Raw genomic sequence first — 14,495 nt, forward strand, 5'->3', positions numbered from 1 at the left:
CCGGCCGCCGGCCGCCGGCCGCCCCGCGATCGGGTCGCGGCATGACGGGCCTGGTGCAGGGTGTGCGGCACGCCACGGTTGCGCGGACCGTCGCCGAGCTCGCCGCGCTGCTGGGCAGCGAGGGCGGCACGCTCGCGCTCAGCGCGGTCGACGAGCGCACCGGCGCGGTGGACCTGTCGTTCCGCCTCGACGACGCGGACTGCGGGGACAACTGCGCCCTGCCGCCCGACCAGTTACGGCAGGTGGTCGAGACCCGGTTGCGCAGCGCCCTGCCCGGCCTCACAGCGGTGCGCATCGACGACTCCCGCCGGCCGGTCCCCGCCGGTGACGGCGTCGCCGGCGATGGCCGCGTCGCGCCCGCCGGCCCGGGGCCTTCGTCGATCACCGTGCTGGACCCCACCGGCGGCGTCGTGCCCGGTGACGCCGATCCGGGGCCGGATCTCGGCTCGCTGCGGGGCCGGCGCATCGGGGTGCGGGTCGACGTCCTGTGGCAGGCGTGGGACCAGACCGTCGACGAGTGGATCGCCGAGCTGGAGCGGGCCGGCGCGATCGTGACGACGTGGCGGCGTGCCCAGGGGCTCAAGGGCGCCGAGGGCGAGCGCAGGCAGGCGGAGTACGACGCCTTCGTCGGCGGGGTCGACGCCGTGATCTCNGGCCTGGCGAACTGCGGTTCGTGTACCTCATGGAGCGTCAAGGACGGCCTGAACGCCCTCAACCGCGGGCTGCCCACGGTCGTCGCGGCCACCGAGCACTTCGTCGGCCTCGCGCGTACCCTCGCCGCCGACAACGGCCGGCCGGGCCTGCGCCTGGTCGAGCTGCCCTCGTCGCTGAACACCCTGCCCGAGCAACAGGTGCGCGCGCACGCCCGCTCCTCGTTCCCGGCGCTGCTCGACGCCATCGGGGCGGTCGTCCGATGACCACCGTGACCACCGCGGGCACCGCCACCACCGCGGGCACGGCGACCGTGGGCACCCCGACGTCCGCGCCCCCGGCGCTGGCGAGCGTGGTCCACGAGGTGCCCGCCGACCAGGAGGCCTTCGACGCCCTCGCGCGCGAACGCGGCTGGAGCGACGGGCTGCCGCTGGTGCCGCCCACGCCCGAGCGGGTGGCGCGCTACCTCGCCGAGTGGGGGACGCCGCCGGACGAGGTGATCGGCGCGCTGCCGCCGTCGAGGGCCCCCGTCACCGCGGAGAAGCTCGCCGTCAACGCGGTGATGGCCGGCGCGCCGGCGGCCGCGCTGCCGCTGCTGCGCGCCGCGGTGGAGGCCGTCGCCGACCCCGGCTACGAGCTGCACGCCCTGAACGCCACGACCGGCTCGGTGACGACCGCCCTGATCGTCAACGGCGCGCAGCGGCATGCGCTGGGCATCCCGTTCGGCGCCGGTTGCCTCGGGGGAGCGGACGGGCGGGCGGCGTCGATCGGGCGGGCGTTGCAGTTGGTCATGCGCAACGTCGCCGGTCAGCGGGTCGGCGTCACCTCGCAGAGCACGTTCGGTCAGCCCGGCCGGGTCAGCGGCATCGTCTTCGGGGAGTGGGAGGAACGCTCGCCGTGGGCGCCGCTCGCCGAGCGCCGCGGTGTGCCAGGCGACGCGGTGACGGCGTTCGGCACGATGGGGACGGCCAACATCTGCGAGGTGGTGGCCACCGACGCCGACGTGCTGCTCGAGTTCGTCGGGCGCGCGCTGGCCCATCCCGGGGCCAACGGCTACCTCGTCCAGCTCTCGTTCGCCGAGGTCGTCATCGCGCTCAACCCGGTCTGGGCCGCGCTCGTCGGCAAGGCGTACCCGGACGTTGACGACGTGCGCCGCATCCTGTGGGAGCACGCCTCCATCCCGCTGTCGGAGTTCCCCCGCCAGCATCAGCGCCAGTACTCCGACATCGGGTGGGTGGACGCGCGCGGCCGGGTCCCGCTCACCCGCCGGCCCGAGGACGTCCTCGTGATGGTCGCGGGCGGTCTCGGCGGCCTGCACGGGGCCGCGCTGCACAGCTGGGGCACGACGATCACCCAGACCCGGCCCGTCCGTCCGTGACGCCCGGCCCCGCCCGCAGCGCGCCCGCCCGACGCGGCTGTCGGGCGCGGCTGTCGGGCGCGGCGCAGCCTTCGGGCGGGGCCGTGACAGGGCAGCTTCGGGCGGGGCCGCGACAGCGCAGCCAACGGGTGGAGCCCCGACAATGGCGGGCGTGCGTGAATCTGCCGAAGGCACCCAGTCGTCGGCCGTCGGGCGACGCCGGCGGGCGCGCGGCTCGCTGAGCAGTGGCGAGATCCTCGCGGCCGCGCGGGATCTCGCCGCGCAGGACGGCCTCGCCCGGCTGAGCATGCCGGCGCTGGCCCGGCGGCTCGGCTGCGGCGTGATGAGCGTCTACCGGTACTTCGACACCAAGGACGACCTGCTCGGGGCTCTGGNCGACCAGGTGATGTCCGACCTGCACCGCCAGTTGCCGCCCGCCGGGGGCGGCCCCTGGCGCGACGAGCTCATCACCTACTTCACCGCCTACCGGGATCTGATGGAGAGCTTCCCGGTGTACCGCGAGGTGGTGCTCTACGCCCCCACGTTCGTGATCCGCGCGGCCCTCACCCCCGCCCAGCTCCGCCGGCTCGACACCGGCATCGGGCTGCTGCTGCGCGCCGGCCTGCCCCTGGCCGACGCCGCCGCGGTCTACAACGTCTGCTTCAACTACACCCGCTCCTTCGTCGCCTTCGAGCACGCGGCGCGGGCCACCGCCGCTACCGCCACCACTGCCACCATCACCGCGGCCGGCGGGGCCATCGCGGCCGGCGGGGTCGGCGCGCCGGCCGCGGGGCCGGCCTCCGGCAGGCGGCTTCCGGCCGACGAGTACCCCCAGCTCAGCCGGCTGGCCGACATCGACGGCGTGCTGGGAGTCGACGAGCGGGGTTTCCGGCTGGGCCTGGAGCTGCTCGCCACCGGGATCGCCGGCAGATACCACGTGGCCGAGCGCTGAGCCGTCGTCGGCGCCGCGGCACCCGTGGCGAAGCTCGTGGCTAGAATGCTAGCATCGAGCCCGTGGGGGATGAGGACGTCAAGCAGTTCAACGTGTACCTGNCGATCGGGCTGATCAAGCGGGTGAAGCATCGCGCCATCGAGTCGGAGCTGTCCCTGTCGGCCCTGGTCGCCGACGCGCTGCGGACCTACCTCGACGACCTCGACGCACACGGCGACCACGACACCCTCCGCGACCAGCGCGGGCAGGCGTCCGGGAAGGGGATCTGACATGGCGACCGAGGGCGTCGAGGGCATGGTCGTGGAGACCCACAACTGGGGCCGGGCGGCCAGGTTCTTCCAGTCGCTGGGGTTCACCCTGGAGTTCGAGACCGACCACGGCTCGGGGCTGCTGCGAGCCGGCGACGGCCCCTACGTCTTCCTTCGCGAGGTTCCCGCCGACGAGGTGCCCCGGATCCAGCCCGTGCTGACGGTGGCCGACGCGGACGCGTTCCGCCTCGACCCCGCCGTCGAGGTGGTCACGCCGTTCGAGGAGACCCACTACGGCACCCGCGAGATGACCGTCCGCGACCCCGACGGACGCACCTGGAGCCTCCAGGCCCCGACCAGGGGCTGACACCACAACCCGCGTCGCCGCCGCCCCTCCCGCCGCCCTACAGGGAGGCGATGCTGCGAGGAACAGCGAGTGACTGATGGTTGCTCGGTGTGATCTGAATGGTAGATTATTGGTATGCGAACTGCCATCGATGCTGCCGGGCGGGTCGTGATCCCGAAGGTATTGCGCGACGCGCTCGGCCTCACGGCGGGCCAGCCTCTGGAGATTGCCGAACGGGACGGACGGTTGGAGATCGTGCCGGCACCCACGCCGATGCGACTCGTCGACGACGGCGACGGCGTGGTCGCCGTGGCGGACGCCGACATGCCAGTCCTGACCGCCGACCAGGTCCGGGAGACACTGGAACGGACCCGGCGGTGAACGCGGTCTACTCCAGCGTGGTGGTGGCGGCCTTTGCGACCTGGCACGAGCATCACGACCTCGCTCGCAAGGCTCTTGCGAGGCGGCCACGCCTGATCGCTCATGCGGCGGTTGAGTCCTACTCCGTCCTGACCCGACTGCCTCCGCCGCACCGGGCTCAGCCGTCGCTGGTGCACGCGTTCCTCGCCGAGCGGTTTCCCGCCCGTTCCTGCCCCTGTCGGACGCCGGCTACCGGGACCTTCTCGCCAGGTTGGNGACCAGTCAGATCCTCGGCGGCCCGGCCTACGACGCCCTCATCGCCTTCACCGCCACCGAGCATGACGCGACCCTGCTGAGCCTTGATCAGCGTGCCGCGGTGACCTACGAGGCCGTCGGGGCCAGCGTNGAGCAGCTCGCGCTCTGACGCCGGTGCGTCGGAAGGTCCGCGCCGCGCCAACCCCCTGCTCGGGACGACGCGTCTTGCTCGGGGACGAGGCGTCGAACTACGGTGCTGGTGGGAGCAAGTGCCGGACGACGCCGTTGTCGGTCATGATCGGCGTGGGCGGTCGTCGGTGCGCGGACGGGGCGGTTGCTGCCGTGGTCTCCTGGTCCCAGGCCGAGCCGCCCCCGGCGCCCGAGGATGGGCTGTTCCAGCCCGAGAGGACGAAGCCGGCATGACGCAGCAGGCAGACTTAGCGAGGCCCGCGCCCCCCGAAATGGTGATCGACGCGCTGAGCGCGCCGTTCTGGGCCGCGGCGCGGGAGCGCAGGCTGGAGCTCCAGCGCTGCCAGGACTGCGGTCTTTTCATCCACCTCCCGCGACCGGTCTGCCGGCGCTGCGGCTCCTTCCGCCTCGAGTTCGAGCCGGTGTCCGGGCGGGGATCGGTGTACAGCTTCACCGAGACGCGCCGGGTGTTCCACCCGTTCTTCGCCGACCGAGTCCCCTACCTGCTCGCGTCGATCGAGCTCGCGGAGCAGACCGACCTGCGGATGCTGTCCAACCTGGTGGGGATCGCCGAGCCCGACGTCCGGTTCGGGATGCCGGTCGAGGTCACCTTCGAGGACCTCTCCGCGGACCTCACGATCCCGGTGTTCGCGCCCGCGGGGAGCCTCGCGTGAGGGGCGGGCGCCGGGTCGCCATCGTCGGCGTCGGCTACTCCGACGCCGGGCGGCGCACCGGNCTGAGCGAACGCCACCACGCCGCCCAGGCGGCGCGGGCGGCCCTCGCGGACGCCGGTCTCGAATCCGCCGACATCGACGGGCTGACCACCTGGGGTGGCAACCCGATCGACTTCGCGCACATGCTCGGCTTCTCGCCGCTGCGCTGGCACCTCGACGTCGGCATCTCGCCGGCCTTCATCAGCCCGGCCATCCACGCCGCGCACGCGGTCGCCAGCGGCCAGGCCGACGTGGTGGTGGCCATGCGGGTGATCCTGCAGCAGCCGAGCCGGGCCAACCTGTGGGCCGGCGGGACCGGGATGGCCTTCGACGCGCAGTTCCAGCACCCGTTCGGCGACCTGATGCCGGCGCAGTGGGCGGGCCTGCTGACCAACCGCTACCTGCACGAGTCCGACGCGACGGAGGAGGACTTCGCGAACTTCGCCGTCACCCAGCGCGGCTACGCCGCGAACAATCCCGAGGCGCTGTTGCGGGAGCCGCTGACGGCCGAGGACTACCTCGCCGCGCCCTACATCAGCAAGCCGCTGCGGCTGCTCGACTGCGACTATCCCTGCGACTCGGGTGCGGCCGTCATCTTCACCACCGAACAGCGGGCCCGCGACCTGCGCCAGAAGCCGGTGTTCGTCGAGGCGACCGCGCTCTCGGCGATCCACGACATGACCTTCGAGCTGCTGCCCGACATGGTCCGGACGTCGCCGGTGCACTGCCTGCAGGAGCTGTGGTCCAACACCGACCTGACCGCCGCCGACCTCGACTGCGCCCAGCTCTACGACGGTTTCAGCGTCATCACCCTGCAGTGGTTGGAGGCGTTGGGGGTCTGCGAGCCGGGGCAGGCCGGTCCGTTCGTCAGCAGCGGCGGGACGAGCCTCACCGGCGCGCTGCCCACGAACACCGACGGCGGCGCGTGCAACGTGGGCCGCCGCCACGGCGCGAACTTCTGCATCGAGGCCACCCGGCAACTGCGCGGCGGCCAGTCGGGCGAACGCCAGGTCGCCGACGCCGAGGTCGCGCTGTGGGCCAACGCGGTCGGCCCCTTCACCGGCGCGATGCTGCTCACCGGGTCGTAAGCGGCCCCCCGGGTCGTCAGCGGCTCACCGCGACCCGGTAAGCGGCGGGTCCGCCGGGCCCGCGCGCACCCGCCGCGGGCGCTAGCGACTGTCCTGGCGCTCGCGGCGGACGGCGACCCGGCGACCCTTGATGGTGCTTCCCCGCAGTGAGGCGATCACCTCGTCGGCCGCGCCGTCGGGCACCTCGACGAGCGAGAACCGCTGCGCGATCTCGATGGCGCCGATGTCGCGGCCCGACAACCGGGTCTCCCCGGTGATCGCGCCGACGAGGTCCTGCGGCCGGACGCCGGCGCCACGGCCCGCACCGACGAACAGCCGAGCCATGCCCCCGCTGGCCGGTCGGGGTCGCCGCTCCCGGCGGCCGGCGCCGTCGCGTCCTGCCCGTTCGCCGCGCGCGTCGGCCACCGGCGGCAGGTCGGGGATGTCGTCTGCGTCGTCCGGCACGAAGCTGGCGTCGTGGGCGAGCTTCACCGCGGCCAGCGCGATCTCGATGGGGTCGAACTCGTCGGTGAGCGTCTCGACGACGACGCGGAACCGCTCCAGGTCGTCCTCGAGCAGGCTCTCCTGCAACGCGGCACGGGTCAGTTCCAGCCGCCGGGCGTGCAGATCGGCGACGGTGGGCACCTTCTCGACGGCGATCCGCTGCCGGGTGACCCGCTCGATCGTCTTGAGCATCCGGTGCTCGCGCGGCTCCGCCAGGGTGATGGCCACCCCCTCGCGGCCGGCCCGCCCGACCCGGCCGATCCGGTGGACGTAGGAGTCGGGCGCCGACGGGACGCTGTAGTTCACCACGTGGGTGAGCTGCTCGAAGTCCAGTCCGCGGGCGGCGACGTCGGTCGCGACGAGCAGGTCGGCCGTCGCCGTGCGCAGGCGCTCCATCACCCGCTCCCGCTGCTCCTGGCTCATCCCGCCGTGCAGCGATTCCGCCCGGTAGCCGCGCCCGTTGAGCGAGTCGGCGAGCTGGTCGACCTCCTCCCGGGTGCGGCAGAACACGATCGCCGATCGGGGCGACTCGACGTCGAGGATGCGGCCCAGCGCCGCCGTCTTGTATGCCCGGGGGACGACGTAGGAGACNTGCCGGACGAGCGGTGCCGCGCCTGGCTCCGGCGCCGCGCGGCCGATCTGGATGCGGACCGGATCGCGCAGGTGACGGCGGGCGATCTGGTCCATCCGAGGCGGTAACGTCGCCGAGAACAGCACGGTCTGGCGATCCTGCGGCGCCTGCTCCAGGATCGTGTCGATGTCCTCGGCGAAGCCCATGTCGAGCATCTCGTCGGCCTCGTCGAGGACGACGGTGTGCAGGCCGTCGAGGCGGAGCGTCCCGCGACCCATGTGATCGAGCGCGCGGCCGGGCGTGGCGACCACGACGTCGATCCCCTGCACCAGCGCGCGGACCTGCCGGCCGATCGGAGCCCCGCCGTACACCGGCAGGACCCGGGCGCCGAGATCACGACCGTACCGGTGGATCGCCTCGGACACCTGGACGGCGAGCTCCCGGGTCGGGACCAGCACAAGGGCCTGCGGGCCGCGGTCGCCGGTGCGGTCATCCGTCAGGCGGTGCAACAGGGGGAGCGCGAACGCGGCCGTCTTCCCGGTGCCGGTTGCCGCCTGGCCGAGCAGGTCACGGCCCGCGAGCAGGGGCGGAACGGCCTCCCGCTGGATCGGCGTCGGCTCCTCGTACCCGAGGGCGGCGAGGCTGCGCAGCAGCTCGGGCCGCAGCGCCAGCTCGGCGAAGCCGGCCACGTCGTCAGCCGGCTTGACGTCCCCTGCCGGCTTGACGTCCCCTGCCGGGTCGACGTCTCGTGCCNGGTCGACGTCTCGTGCCGGGCCGACGTCCCTGGCCTGGCCTACGTCTCTCGTCGGGTCCGGATCCGGGTCCGGGTCGGTGGTCAAGCTCATGCGCATCCCCCAGTCGCGACTCGTGTGATCCGGGCATCCGCGCTGGTGCCGGCAGGTCTGCTCCGAAGGTAGTCGCTTGCCGCGCGCAGGTGCTGCGGACCGCCCGGGGAACGCCCCACCAGCNGCGTCGCCACCGAGTGCCCGCCGCATCCGGCTGGCATCACACTCCGTCACCGAACACCGGAATGGAACCTGTGAGCGGCTGGCGCGTGCCCCGGGTTGCGATCAAGGAGGGCTTGCCCGCACTCATGATCGCTGGAGNTGGAGCTGGAGCTGGAGCTGGAGCTGGGGCTGGGGTTGGGATCCGTCGCCCGGTTCCGCGGCGCTCTCCTGCGGCAGGCGTAGTGCTGGTGTATTACTTGGTCAGCTATCACTGTCGCGGATGGAGATCGCCTTCGGTTCCCGGTGGCGTCGCGTCGGCGCGGGCCCGCGGCCGGCGGCGCCCGGACAGGTGAGGAGGTCGGACGTGGAACGCACGCTCTACGGGGATGATCATGAACTGTTCCGGGAGTCGGTGCGCGCGTTCGTCGAGCGGTTCGTCAGTCCCGGCTACAGCCAGTTCATCGCGGATCGGGTCATCACCCGGGACGTGTGGCACGAGGCGGGCCGCGCGGNCTTCCTCGGCCTCGGTGTCGACGAGGAGCATGGCGGCAGCGGTGTGCACGACTACCGATTCAANGCCGTCTGGGTCGAGGAGCTGTCCAAGGTCAGCGCCGGGGTCGCGTCGTCGTTCAGCGTCCACACCGACATCGTCGCGCCCTATCTGGCGGACCTGACCACNCAGGAGCAGAAGAAGCGCTGGCTGCCCGCGTTCTGCTCGGGCGAGGTGGTCGCCGCGATCGGGATGACGGAGCCGGCGGCCGGCTCCGACCTGGCCGCGTTGCGGACGACCGCGGTCCCGGCCGGCTCGGACTGGATCATCAACGGATCGAAGACCTTCATCACCAACGGCTACTCCGCCGATTTCGTGGTGCTGGCCGCGCGGACCGATCCGGGGGCGAAGGCCGCCCGCGGCATCACGCTGTTCGGTGTCACGGCGGATACCCCGGGGTTCTCTCGGGGCCGCAAACTACACAAGGTCGGCCAGCCGGAATCCGACACGGCCGAGCTCTTCTTCACCGATATGCGGGTGCCGGGGGACGCGGTGATCGGCGAGGTCAACCGCGGATTCCCGCTCATGATGGAGCGGCTGCCGCAGGAGCGCATCAGCGTCGCCGTCTCCAGCATAGCCCATGCCACCCAGATCCTCGGCGAGACGCTCGAGTACGTTGCCGAGCGCAAGGCGTTCGGCGCCGCCATCGGCAGCTTTCAGCACAACAAGTTTCTGTTGGCGGAGCTTGTCACGAAGATCGATGTTACCCGGGCTTTCGTCGACTCGTGCGTCGCGGCCCACAGTCGTGGACAGCTGTCCNCCGTCGACGCGGCGAAGGCGAAATGGTGGTCCTCCGAAGTCCAGAATGCCGTCCTGGACGCCTGCGTGCAGCTTCACGGCGGATACGGCTACATGACCGAATACCGCGCCGCGCAGGCCTGGATGGACGGCCGGGTCACGAAGATCTGGGCCGGCACCAACGAGATCATGAAGGAGATCATCGGGCGCAGCCTCGGCCTCTGAGCCCCGCGGCGACCCCTCCCGCTCGTTTCCCACAAGCTGGGAGGGGCGTCGCACGCACACGGCCGCGCCCGGGTCGGGGCCGACGGCCGCGTGTCCGCCTCGAGCGGCCCGCGGACTTTCGCGCAGTGCTCGGCGAGGTGAATCCTCAGGCGTTCCGGTACACCAGGTAGACGTACTTGCCGCCGGCGCCCTTGTTCAGGTCGACATCGATGCGTCGCCACGGTGCCTGCGGCTGGATCCCGCTGTTGTCGCCGAGAATGACATCCAGATCCTCGATCGGGCTGCCCAGGTGGGCTTCGCGGGTGAAGGCGGTGTAGATGTAGGCGCCGCCGGCGCCCTTGTTCAGGTCGACATCGATGCGGTGATAGCTCGGCGGCGCCGACTCGTCCTTGCTCAGCAGGAAGATGATGTTTGTGATAGGTGCACCGGAACCCTGCTCGTAGGCGAAATAGAGGTAGGCGCCCCCAGCGCCGGCGTTGAGATCCTTGCCTATCTTGATCCAGCCATCCGGTGTCGGCTCGTCGTCGACGAGTACGGTCAGATTCGTGACACCACTCATGTGAACATCCCCCACGCTGGTCGGCTGCTGCTGGTCGGCAGACCTGGTATCAGCATCGTTGCACGGAGAATCGGGCCTCGTCCGCGGAAAAAGGGAATGTCGAGGGCTGGTGGCAGCAGTCCGGCCGCGGTATTTCATGGCCGGGCAACAATGGCGTCGTGCGACCGTGGAGGTGGCTCGCGTCAGAAGAGGGTCGCGGGCGCGGTCGGTATCGGCTGCGGCAGGGGCGCCAACGCGGGCACGCGTGCCCGTACCTCGTCGTGGAAGCGGNGGGCGAGTTCCGGGGCGTCGGCGTTGTCCGGGGTGTGGATGAAGACGGTGGGGGAGCGGCCCTCGCGCAGCCAGTCGACCACGACGTCGACCCAACGCTGCCAGCCTTCGACCGTCCGGGCGGAATCGTCGCGGCCGAGGTAGCGGACGATCGGCCGGTCGGTCAGCGCGACCGATCGCAGCGGCACGCGCGGCTTCTTGGTCCAGGCGTCCCGTTCGGCATCGCTGGTCGGCGGGCTGCGGAAGAGGGCGGTGGTGTCGAAGGGAATCCATTCGGCGGCCGCGACGGCGAGTGCCGCCTCCAGCGTGCGCATCGCCCGGGGATCGTCGAAGAACGCCCGGTGGCGGACCTCGACGGCGTACCGGTGGGACCGGGGAAGCCGGCCCAGGAAGCGGGCGAGCGCGGGGACGTCGGCGGGCGCGAACGATCCCGGTAGCTGAATCCAGACCGCATGGGCCCGCGGGCCGAGTGGCTCGATCGCCGCCAGGAAGGCGTGCAGGGCCTCGTCGACGTCGGTGAGTCGGCGTTCGTGCGTGATGACCTTCGGCAGCTTNAGCACGAAGCGGAAGTCGGCATCGGTCTGCTGCGCCCACGAGGCCACGGTGTCCCGGGTCGGAGTCGCATAGAAGGTGGTGTTCCCTTCGACCGCGTTGCACCAGCCGGCGTAGTGCCGCAGGCGTTCGTGCGGCGCAAGCGGATGCGGGAGGAATCGCCCCTGCCACGACTTGTGCGTCCACATCGCGCATCCCACCTGCAGTCGCATGGTCCCCCCTTCGTGCCTCACCCNTNCCCGTGGCGGACGGGCCCGAGCGCGCTCGCCAGGTTCCGACCGCCTCGCCTGCGACTGACCCGTCTGCGACTGACCCGTCTGCACTGTATTCCGGCGTCGCGTCCGCCCCGGCTTGCCCAGAACGCCGCGCCACCGTTTTGACATTCTGGATGATGATTATCATCCTGTTCTGGATGATCGTGGTCATCCACCAAGTGGNGAGTGGTCGGAGCGTGGGGCCTCGCCACGAGATGCGGAAGGCGTGGGGCAGTGACCAACGTCGAATACGACCGTGCCCGGACCGGGCTGGTGTTGATCGATCCGTACAACGAGTTCCTCGCCGAGGGGGGCAAGATCTGGCAGGTGGTGCGGGAGATCGCCGGCGCCGTCGACCTGCACCNGCATCTGGCCGAGGTGCTGGCCGCGGTGCGGGCCGCGCGCATTCAGGTCTTCGTGGCGCCGCACCGGCGGCGGCAGCCCGGCGACTTCGACAACTGGAAGCACCTCACGTCGGGACAGCGGGCGATCCAGAGCGGCGCGATGCTCGCGGCGGGAAGCTGGGGGGCGCAGTGGTACCCCGAGTTCGGCCCGAGGCCGGGCGACGTCGTCGTGCACGAACACTGGGTTTCCGGCGGCTTCGCCAACACCGACCTGGACTTCCAGCTCAAGCAGCACGGAATCGAGAAGATCATCCTGGTGGGTCTGGTGGCGCACACCTGCGTGGAGTCGACGGGCCGGTTCGGTGCGGAACTGGGCTACCACGTGACGCTGGTCAAGGACGCGACCGCGGCCGGCAGCGCGGAGGCGATGCACGCCGCGCACGACATCAACGGCCCCACCTACGCCCACTCCATCGTGTCGACGAGAGAACTCCTCCCCGCACTGCCCACCGGATAGGCGGACCCATGGGACATTCCCAGCAGGACAAGGCGGCGAGCCACGACCGGGTCGTCCGCGTCGCCGCGGCCCGGTTCCGCGAGGCGGGGCTCGACGGCCCCGCGGTGGCCGAACTCATGCAGGAGGCCGGGCTGACGCACGGCGGCTTCTACCGTCATTTCCGCTCCCGCGAGGACCTCGTCGCCGAGGCGGTGGAGCACATGAGAACGCAGTTCGAGCACGGCATGGCGGCGGCCGCCGAGAACGGGTTCACCGGCCTGATCAACCAGTACCTGACCGAGGCCCACCGTGACTCCCCGGCAACCGGCTGCGCGGTGGTCGCGGTGGGCGGCGACGTGGCGAGGAGCGGCGAGCGGGCTCGCGCCGCGTATACCCACCAGGTGGAGCTCTATCTCGAGCTCATCGGCGAGCTCATCGGCGAACCCGTCGGCGGAGTCGGCGGCACCGCTGATCCGGCCGCCCGGCAACGAGCCGTCACGACCCTCAGCACCATGGTGGGCGCGATGCTGATCGCTCGAGCGGTCAACAGCAGCGAGCTGTCGCAGGAATTCCTCGACACGGTTCGAGGCCATCTCACCGGGCAGGCGGGGGAGCGACCAGCCTGACCGTCACCGTCGGCCGTCTCGCGACCGCCGCGACGACGTCGTCTTCTACAACGCCCGCCGCGGCGCCGCCACGACCACCTGACGGGTCGCGAGAGCCAGGAAACGGTGCGGTGGGTCGTCGTGGCTGTCCAGCCGCCAGCCGGAGGCGGCGAGCATCGGTCCGAGCCGGGCGGCGGACAGCGGCGAGCATCTCCGGAGTCACGTCCAGGCCGAGCACCCTGCCGGTGGGACCGACGGCGTCCCGCAACGCCGGCAGCGCGCGTCCGGTGCCGCACCCGGCGTCGAGGACCACCGCCCCGGGACGAAGACCGATCTCGCGGACGGCGGCAGCGTAGGCGGGCAGGTCGTCGCCGAACTTCGTGTCCCACGTCGCGGCGCGCACGCCGAAGAACGCCTGGCTCTCCCGGACGTGCCAGCCGCCGTCGCCCGCCAGCCGGTCCGCGACCCGACGGATCACCGGCCAGGCCGGGTCATCCACATCCACGACGACGTCGGCGCGACGCCCACCGTCGTCGCCGCGGACCCGCCTGCTGCGCAGCCGGACGACGACATCCCACCCACCCGCCGGCGCGTCCGCCCGCCACGACGCAGCATCAGTGACCGCCACCCCACCGTCCTCACCCATCGACGCGGCGCCCACGAGCCGATCGCAGTCCCGACCCGTCGCCCGCACCTCGTCGGCGATCCAGCCGGCGACGAGCCCGGTCATGCCTCCGTCGTCGGCACCGTCGACCAGCACCCGCACCCCGCCGGCCGGCAGCATCCCGACGATCGTGCGCAGCACCGTCTCCCACCGACGGGCCTGCTCCCCGGCCATCGCCCGCCCCTCCGCCGACACCGCGGCTTCTCCGGCGCCCCACATAGCCCATGATGGCGAACCGGGCGGCCCGCCCCGGCTCATCGCGACGCGTCGAGCTGGTCGAGCCACGCGTGGAACACCAGGCGGGCACGCGCGGCCAGCCGCGCACCAGGTCCGCGTCCGCGAGCGCGGCGTCCACCGCGCCGACGGACGTGTCGTCGCTGTCGCCCGCGTCGCTGTCGCCCGCGTCGAGGTACCGCACGCGGTAGCCGCGTTCGGACAGCAGGGGTTCGAGGATGCCGAGATCCTCGAACGGGACGTGCCGAACGGCTATCGCGGTGCGAGGAATGACCACAGCTACCGCCTACCACCCTGAGTCGACGCCACGCCAGCGCCTTCCTGTGGTCGCGGATACCGACCGGACCCATCGAGTGGGCGATCGCGCGGCTATACCAGGAGACCGGTGCGCGTCAAGGGAAGCCATCACCGACTTCGCAACCCCGACCCTCACGGGCATGACGTCACCGTTCCCGTCCACGCGGGAGTGGGTCTCTAGGAGACCACTGAAAATCTTGCGGGTCCGGGTTCTGGTGTGGTGGTCGACGCCAGTGTTGTGATCATGCAGGGTGAGTGGGTGGGCGAGCTGATCGGGCCGGACGTGTGGGAGACCTGCCGGGAGTTGATCCCGGCGGGGAGTGTGTTCGCGTTCCTGGCCGAGCATCGGGAGGCGCTGTTCCCGGCGGAGATGTTCACNGACATGTANCCGTCGTCCAACGGACGGCCGAGCATGCCACCGCAGGTGCTGGCGGCCACCGTGGTGCTGCAGAGCCTGCACGGGTTGTCGGATTTCGAGACGGTGCAGGCGTTGCGGTGCGATCTGCGGTGGAAGGCCGCGTGTGGGCTGGGGCTGCTCGACACCGCC

At 71.7% G+C, this 14,495-nt stretch carries 13 protein-coding genes and 12 pseudogenes; 18 read left to right on the forward strand and 7 right to left on the reverse strand.

Annotated elements, in window-relative coordinates:
* Positions 1 to 913: 913 nt before the first annotated feature.
* The 9 genes and pseudogenes from FF86_RS17085 (at position 914) to FF86_RS66785 (ending at position 6,159) form a co-directional block, all read left to right on the forward strand.
* Positions 914 to 2,029: a hypothetical protein gene (locus FF86_RS17085; protein WP_236705859.1), complete on the forward strand. Its 1,116-nt coding sequence runs from the start codon at positions 914 to 916 to the stop codon at positions 2,027 to 2,029.
* A 142-nt stretch (positions 2,030 to 2,171) separates the two neighbouring features.
* Positions 2,172 to 2,403 (forward strand): helix-turn-helix domain-containing protein (locus FF86_RS62640; protein WP_255355824.1); only part of this gene is annotated, 232 nt, incomplete at its 3' end.
* Positions 2,404 to 2,414: 11 nt separating this feature from the next.
* The gene (locus FF86_RS50710; RefSeq protein ID WP_255355827.1) at positions 2,415 to 2,960 is read left to right on the forward strand and encodes a TetR/AcrR family transcriptional regulator C-terminal domain-containing protein; all 546 of its coding nucleotides are present in this window, start codon (positions 2,415 to 2,417) and stop codon (positions 2,958 to 2,960) included.
* A 102-nt stretch (positions 2,961 to 3,062) separates the two neighbouring features.
* A pseudogene (locus tag FF86_RS63700) lies at positions 3,063 to 3,229 on the forward strand (CopG family transcriptional regulator); the annotation flags it as partial.
* Between the two features lies 1 nt (position 3,230).
* Positions 3,231 to 3,575 (forward strand): glyoxalase/bleomycin resistance/extradiol dioxygenase family protein, encoded by a 345-nt coding sequence (locus tag FF86_RS17100; protein WP_044885724.1) that lies wholly within the window; start codon positions 3,231 to 3,233, stop codon positions 3,573 to 3,575.
* Between the two features lie 114 nt (positions 3,576 to 3,689).
* The gene (locus FF86_RS17105; protein ID WP_044885725.1) at positions 3,690 to 3,935 is read left to right on the forward strand and encodes an AbrB/MazE/SpoVT family DNA-binding domain-containing protein; all 246 of its coding nucleotides are present in this window, start codon (positions 3,690 to 3,692) and stop codon (positions 3,933 to 3,935) included.
* A pseudogene (locus FF86_RS36060) lies at positions 3,932 to 4,189 on the forward strand (hypothetical protein); the annotation flags it as partial. The gene FF86_RS17105 and the pseudogene FF86_RS36060, both read left to right, overlap by 4 nt.
* 399 nt (positions 4,190 to 4,588) lie before the next feature.
* A complete protein-coding gene (locus tag FF86_RS17110; protein ID WP_044885727.1) occupies positions 4,589 to 5,032 on the forward strand; it encodes a Zn-ribbon domain-containing OB-fold protein in 444 nt (147 codons plus the stop codon).
* Between the two features lie 740 nt (positions 5,033 to 5,772).
* Positions 5,773 to 6,159, forward strand: coding sequence for a thiolase C-terminal domain-containing protein (locus FF86_RS66785; RefSeq protein WP_396229919.1), 387 nt, complete (start codon positions 5,773 to 5,775; stop codon positions 6,157 to 6,159).
* A gap of 81 nt (positions 6,160 to 6,240) precedes the next feature.
* On the opposite strand, the gene FF86_RS50715 is transcribed toward FF86_RS66785, so the two are convergent.
* Both FF86_RS50715 and FF86_RS50720 read right to left on the reverse strand, forming a co-directional pair.
* A partial coding sequence (locus tag FF86_RS50715; RefSeq protein ID WP_242418928.1) for a DEAD/DEAH box helicase occupies positions 6,241 to 7,233 on the reverse strand: 993 nt, incomplete at its 5' end.
* Between the two features lies 1 nt (position 7,234).
* Positions 7,235 to 7,902 (reverse strand): annotated as a pseudogene (locus FF86_RS50720) (DEAD/DEAH box helicase); the annotation flags it as partial.
* A 622-nt stretch (positions 7,903 to 8,524) separates the two neighbouring features.
* Between FF86_RS50720 and FF86_RS66790 the strand changes: the two are divergent.
* The 5 genes and pseudogenes from FF86_RS66790 to FF86_RS50745 all read left to right on the forward strand — a co-directional run.
* On the forward strand, positions 8,525 to 8,672 hold a 148-nt coding region (locus FF86_RS66790; RefSeq protein ID WP_242418934.1), incomplete at its 3' end, for an acyl-CoA dehydrogenase family protein.
* A 1-nt stretch (position 8,673) separates the two neighbouring features.
* A pseudogene (locus FF86_RS50730) lies at positions 8,674 to 8,736 on the forward strand (hypothetical protein); the annotation flags it as partial.
* A 1-nt stretch (position 8,737) separates the two neighbouring features.
* A pseudogene (locus FF86_RS50735) lies at positions 8,738 to 8,838 on the forward strand (hypothetical protein); the annotation flags it as partial.
* Position 8,839: 1 nt separating this feature from the next.
* Positions 8,840 to 9,469: pseudogene (locus FF86_RS50740) on the forward strand (acyl-CoA dehydrogenase family protein); the annotation flags it as partial.
* A gap of 1 nt (position 9,470) precedes the next feature.
* Positions 9,471 to 9,673: pseudogene (locus FF86_RS50745) on the forward strand (acyl-CoA dehydrogenase family protein); the annotation flags it as partial.
* A 145-nt stretch (positions 9,674 to 9,818) separates the two neighbouring features.
* Here FF86_RS50745 and FF86_RS17130 read toward each other — a convergent pair.
* The 4 genes and pseudogenes from FF86_RS17130 to FF86_RS50760 all read right to left on the reverse strand — a co-directional run.
* Positions 9,819 to 10,232, reverse strand: a complete 414-nt coding sequence (locus FF86_RS17130; RefSeq protein ID WP_044885729.1) for a hypothetical protein — start codon at positions 10,230 to 10,232, stop codon at positions 9,819 to 9,821.
* Between the two features lie 182 nt (positions 10,233 to 10,414).
* Positions 10,415 to 10,502: pseudogene (locus tag FF86_RS50750) on the reverse strand (DUF72 domain-containing protein); the annotation flags it as partial.
* A 1-nt stretch (position 10,503) separates the two neighbouring features.
* A pseudogene (locus tag FF86_RS50755) lies at positions 10,504 to 11,056 on the reverse strand (DUF72 domain-containing protein); the annotation flags it as partial.
* Position 11,057: 1 nt separating this feature from the next.
* Positions 11,058 to 11,266, reverse strand: a pseudogene (locus tag FF86_RS50760) (DUF72 domain-containing protein); the annotation flags it as partial.
* A 315-nt stretch (positions 11,267 to 11,581) separates the two neighbouring features.
* Between FF86_RS50760 and FF86_RS50765 the strand changes: the two are divergent.
* From FF86_RS50765 to FF86_RS17145, 3 genes and pseudogenes are all read left to right on the forward strand, one after another.
* Positions 11,582 to 11,672 (forward strand): annotated as a pseudogene (locus tag FF86_RS50765) (cysteine hydrolase); the annotation flags it as partial.
* Position 11,673: 1 nt separating this feature from the next.
* A pseudogene (locus FF86_RS17140) lies at positions 11,674 to 12,169 on the forward strand (cysteine hydrolase); the annotation flags it as partial.
* Positions 12,170 to 12,177: 8 nt separating this feature from the next.
* Positions 12,178 to 12,774, forward strand: coding sequence for a TetR/AcrR family transcriptional regulator (locus FF86_RS17145; RefSeq protein ID WP_044885732.1), 597 nt, complete (start codon positions 12,178 to 12,180; stop codon positions 12,772 to 12,774).
* On the opposite strand, the gene FF86_RS32125 is transcribed toward FF86_RS17145, so the two are convergent.
* Positions 12,743 to 13,612 carry a class I SAM-dependent methyltransferase gene (locus tag FF86_RS32125; protein ID WP_236705861.1) on the reverse strand — a complete coding sequence of 290 codons (870 nt, stop codon included), beginning with the start codon at positions 13,610 to 13,612 and terminating at the stop codon, positions 12,743 to 12,745. The genes FF86_RS17145 and FF86_RS32125 overlap by 32 nt on opposite strands.
* A 724-nt stretch (positions 13,613 to 14,336) precedes the next feature.
* On the opposite strand from FF86_RS32125, the gene FF86_RS36065 reads away from it, so the two are divergent.
* On the forward strand, positions 14,337 to 14,495 hold a 159-nt coding region (locus tag FF86_RS36065), incomplete at both ends, for a transposase (protein WP_206778971.1).

The organism is Frankia sp. CpI1-P, assembly GCF_001421075.1.
GTDB lineage: Bacteria > Actinomycetota > Actinomycetes > Frankiales > Frankiaceae > Frankia > Frankia torreyi.

Bases quoted from the DNA above. Each gene is read 5' to 3' on its own strand.
- FF86_RS17085 (WP_236705859.1), top strand. From the start codon at position 914: ATGACCACCGTGACCACCGCGGGCACCGCCACCACCGCGGGCACGGCG.
- FF86_RS50710 (WP_255355827.1), top strand. From the start codon at position 2,415: ATGTCCGACCTGCACCGCCAGTTGCCGCCCGCCGGGGGCGGCCCCTGG.
- FF86_RS17100 (WP_044885724.1), top strand. From the start codon at position 3,231: ATGGCGACCGAGGGCGTCGAGGGCATGGTCGTGGAGACCCACAACTGG.
- FF86_RS17105 (WP_044885725.1), top strand. From the start codon at position 3,690: ATGCGAACTGCCATCGATGCTGCCGGGCGGGTCGTGATCCCGAAGGTA.
- FF86_RS17110 (WP_044885727.1), top strand. From the start codon at position 4,589: ATGACGCAGCAGGCAGACTTAGCGAGGCCCGCGCCCCCCGAAATGGTG.
- FF86_RS66785 (WP_396229919.1), top strand. From the start codon at position 5,773: ATGGTCCGGACGTCGCCGGTGCACTGCCTGCAGGAGCTGTGGTCCAAC.
- FF86_RS17130 (WP_044885729.1), bottom strand. From the start codon at position 10,232: ATGAGTGGTGTCACGAATCTGACCGTACTCGTCGACGACGAGCCGACA.
- FF86_RS17145 (WP_044885732.1), top strand. From the start codon at position 12,178: ATGGGACATTCCCAGCAGGACAAGGCGGCGAGCCACGACCGGGTCGTC.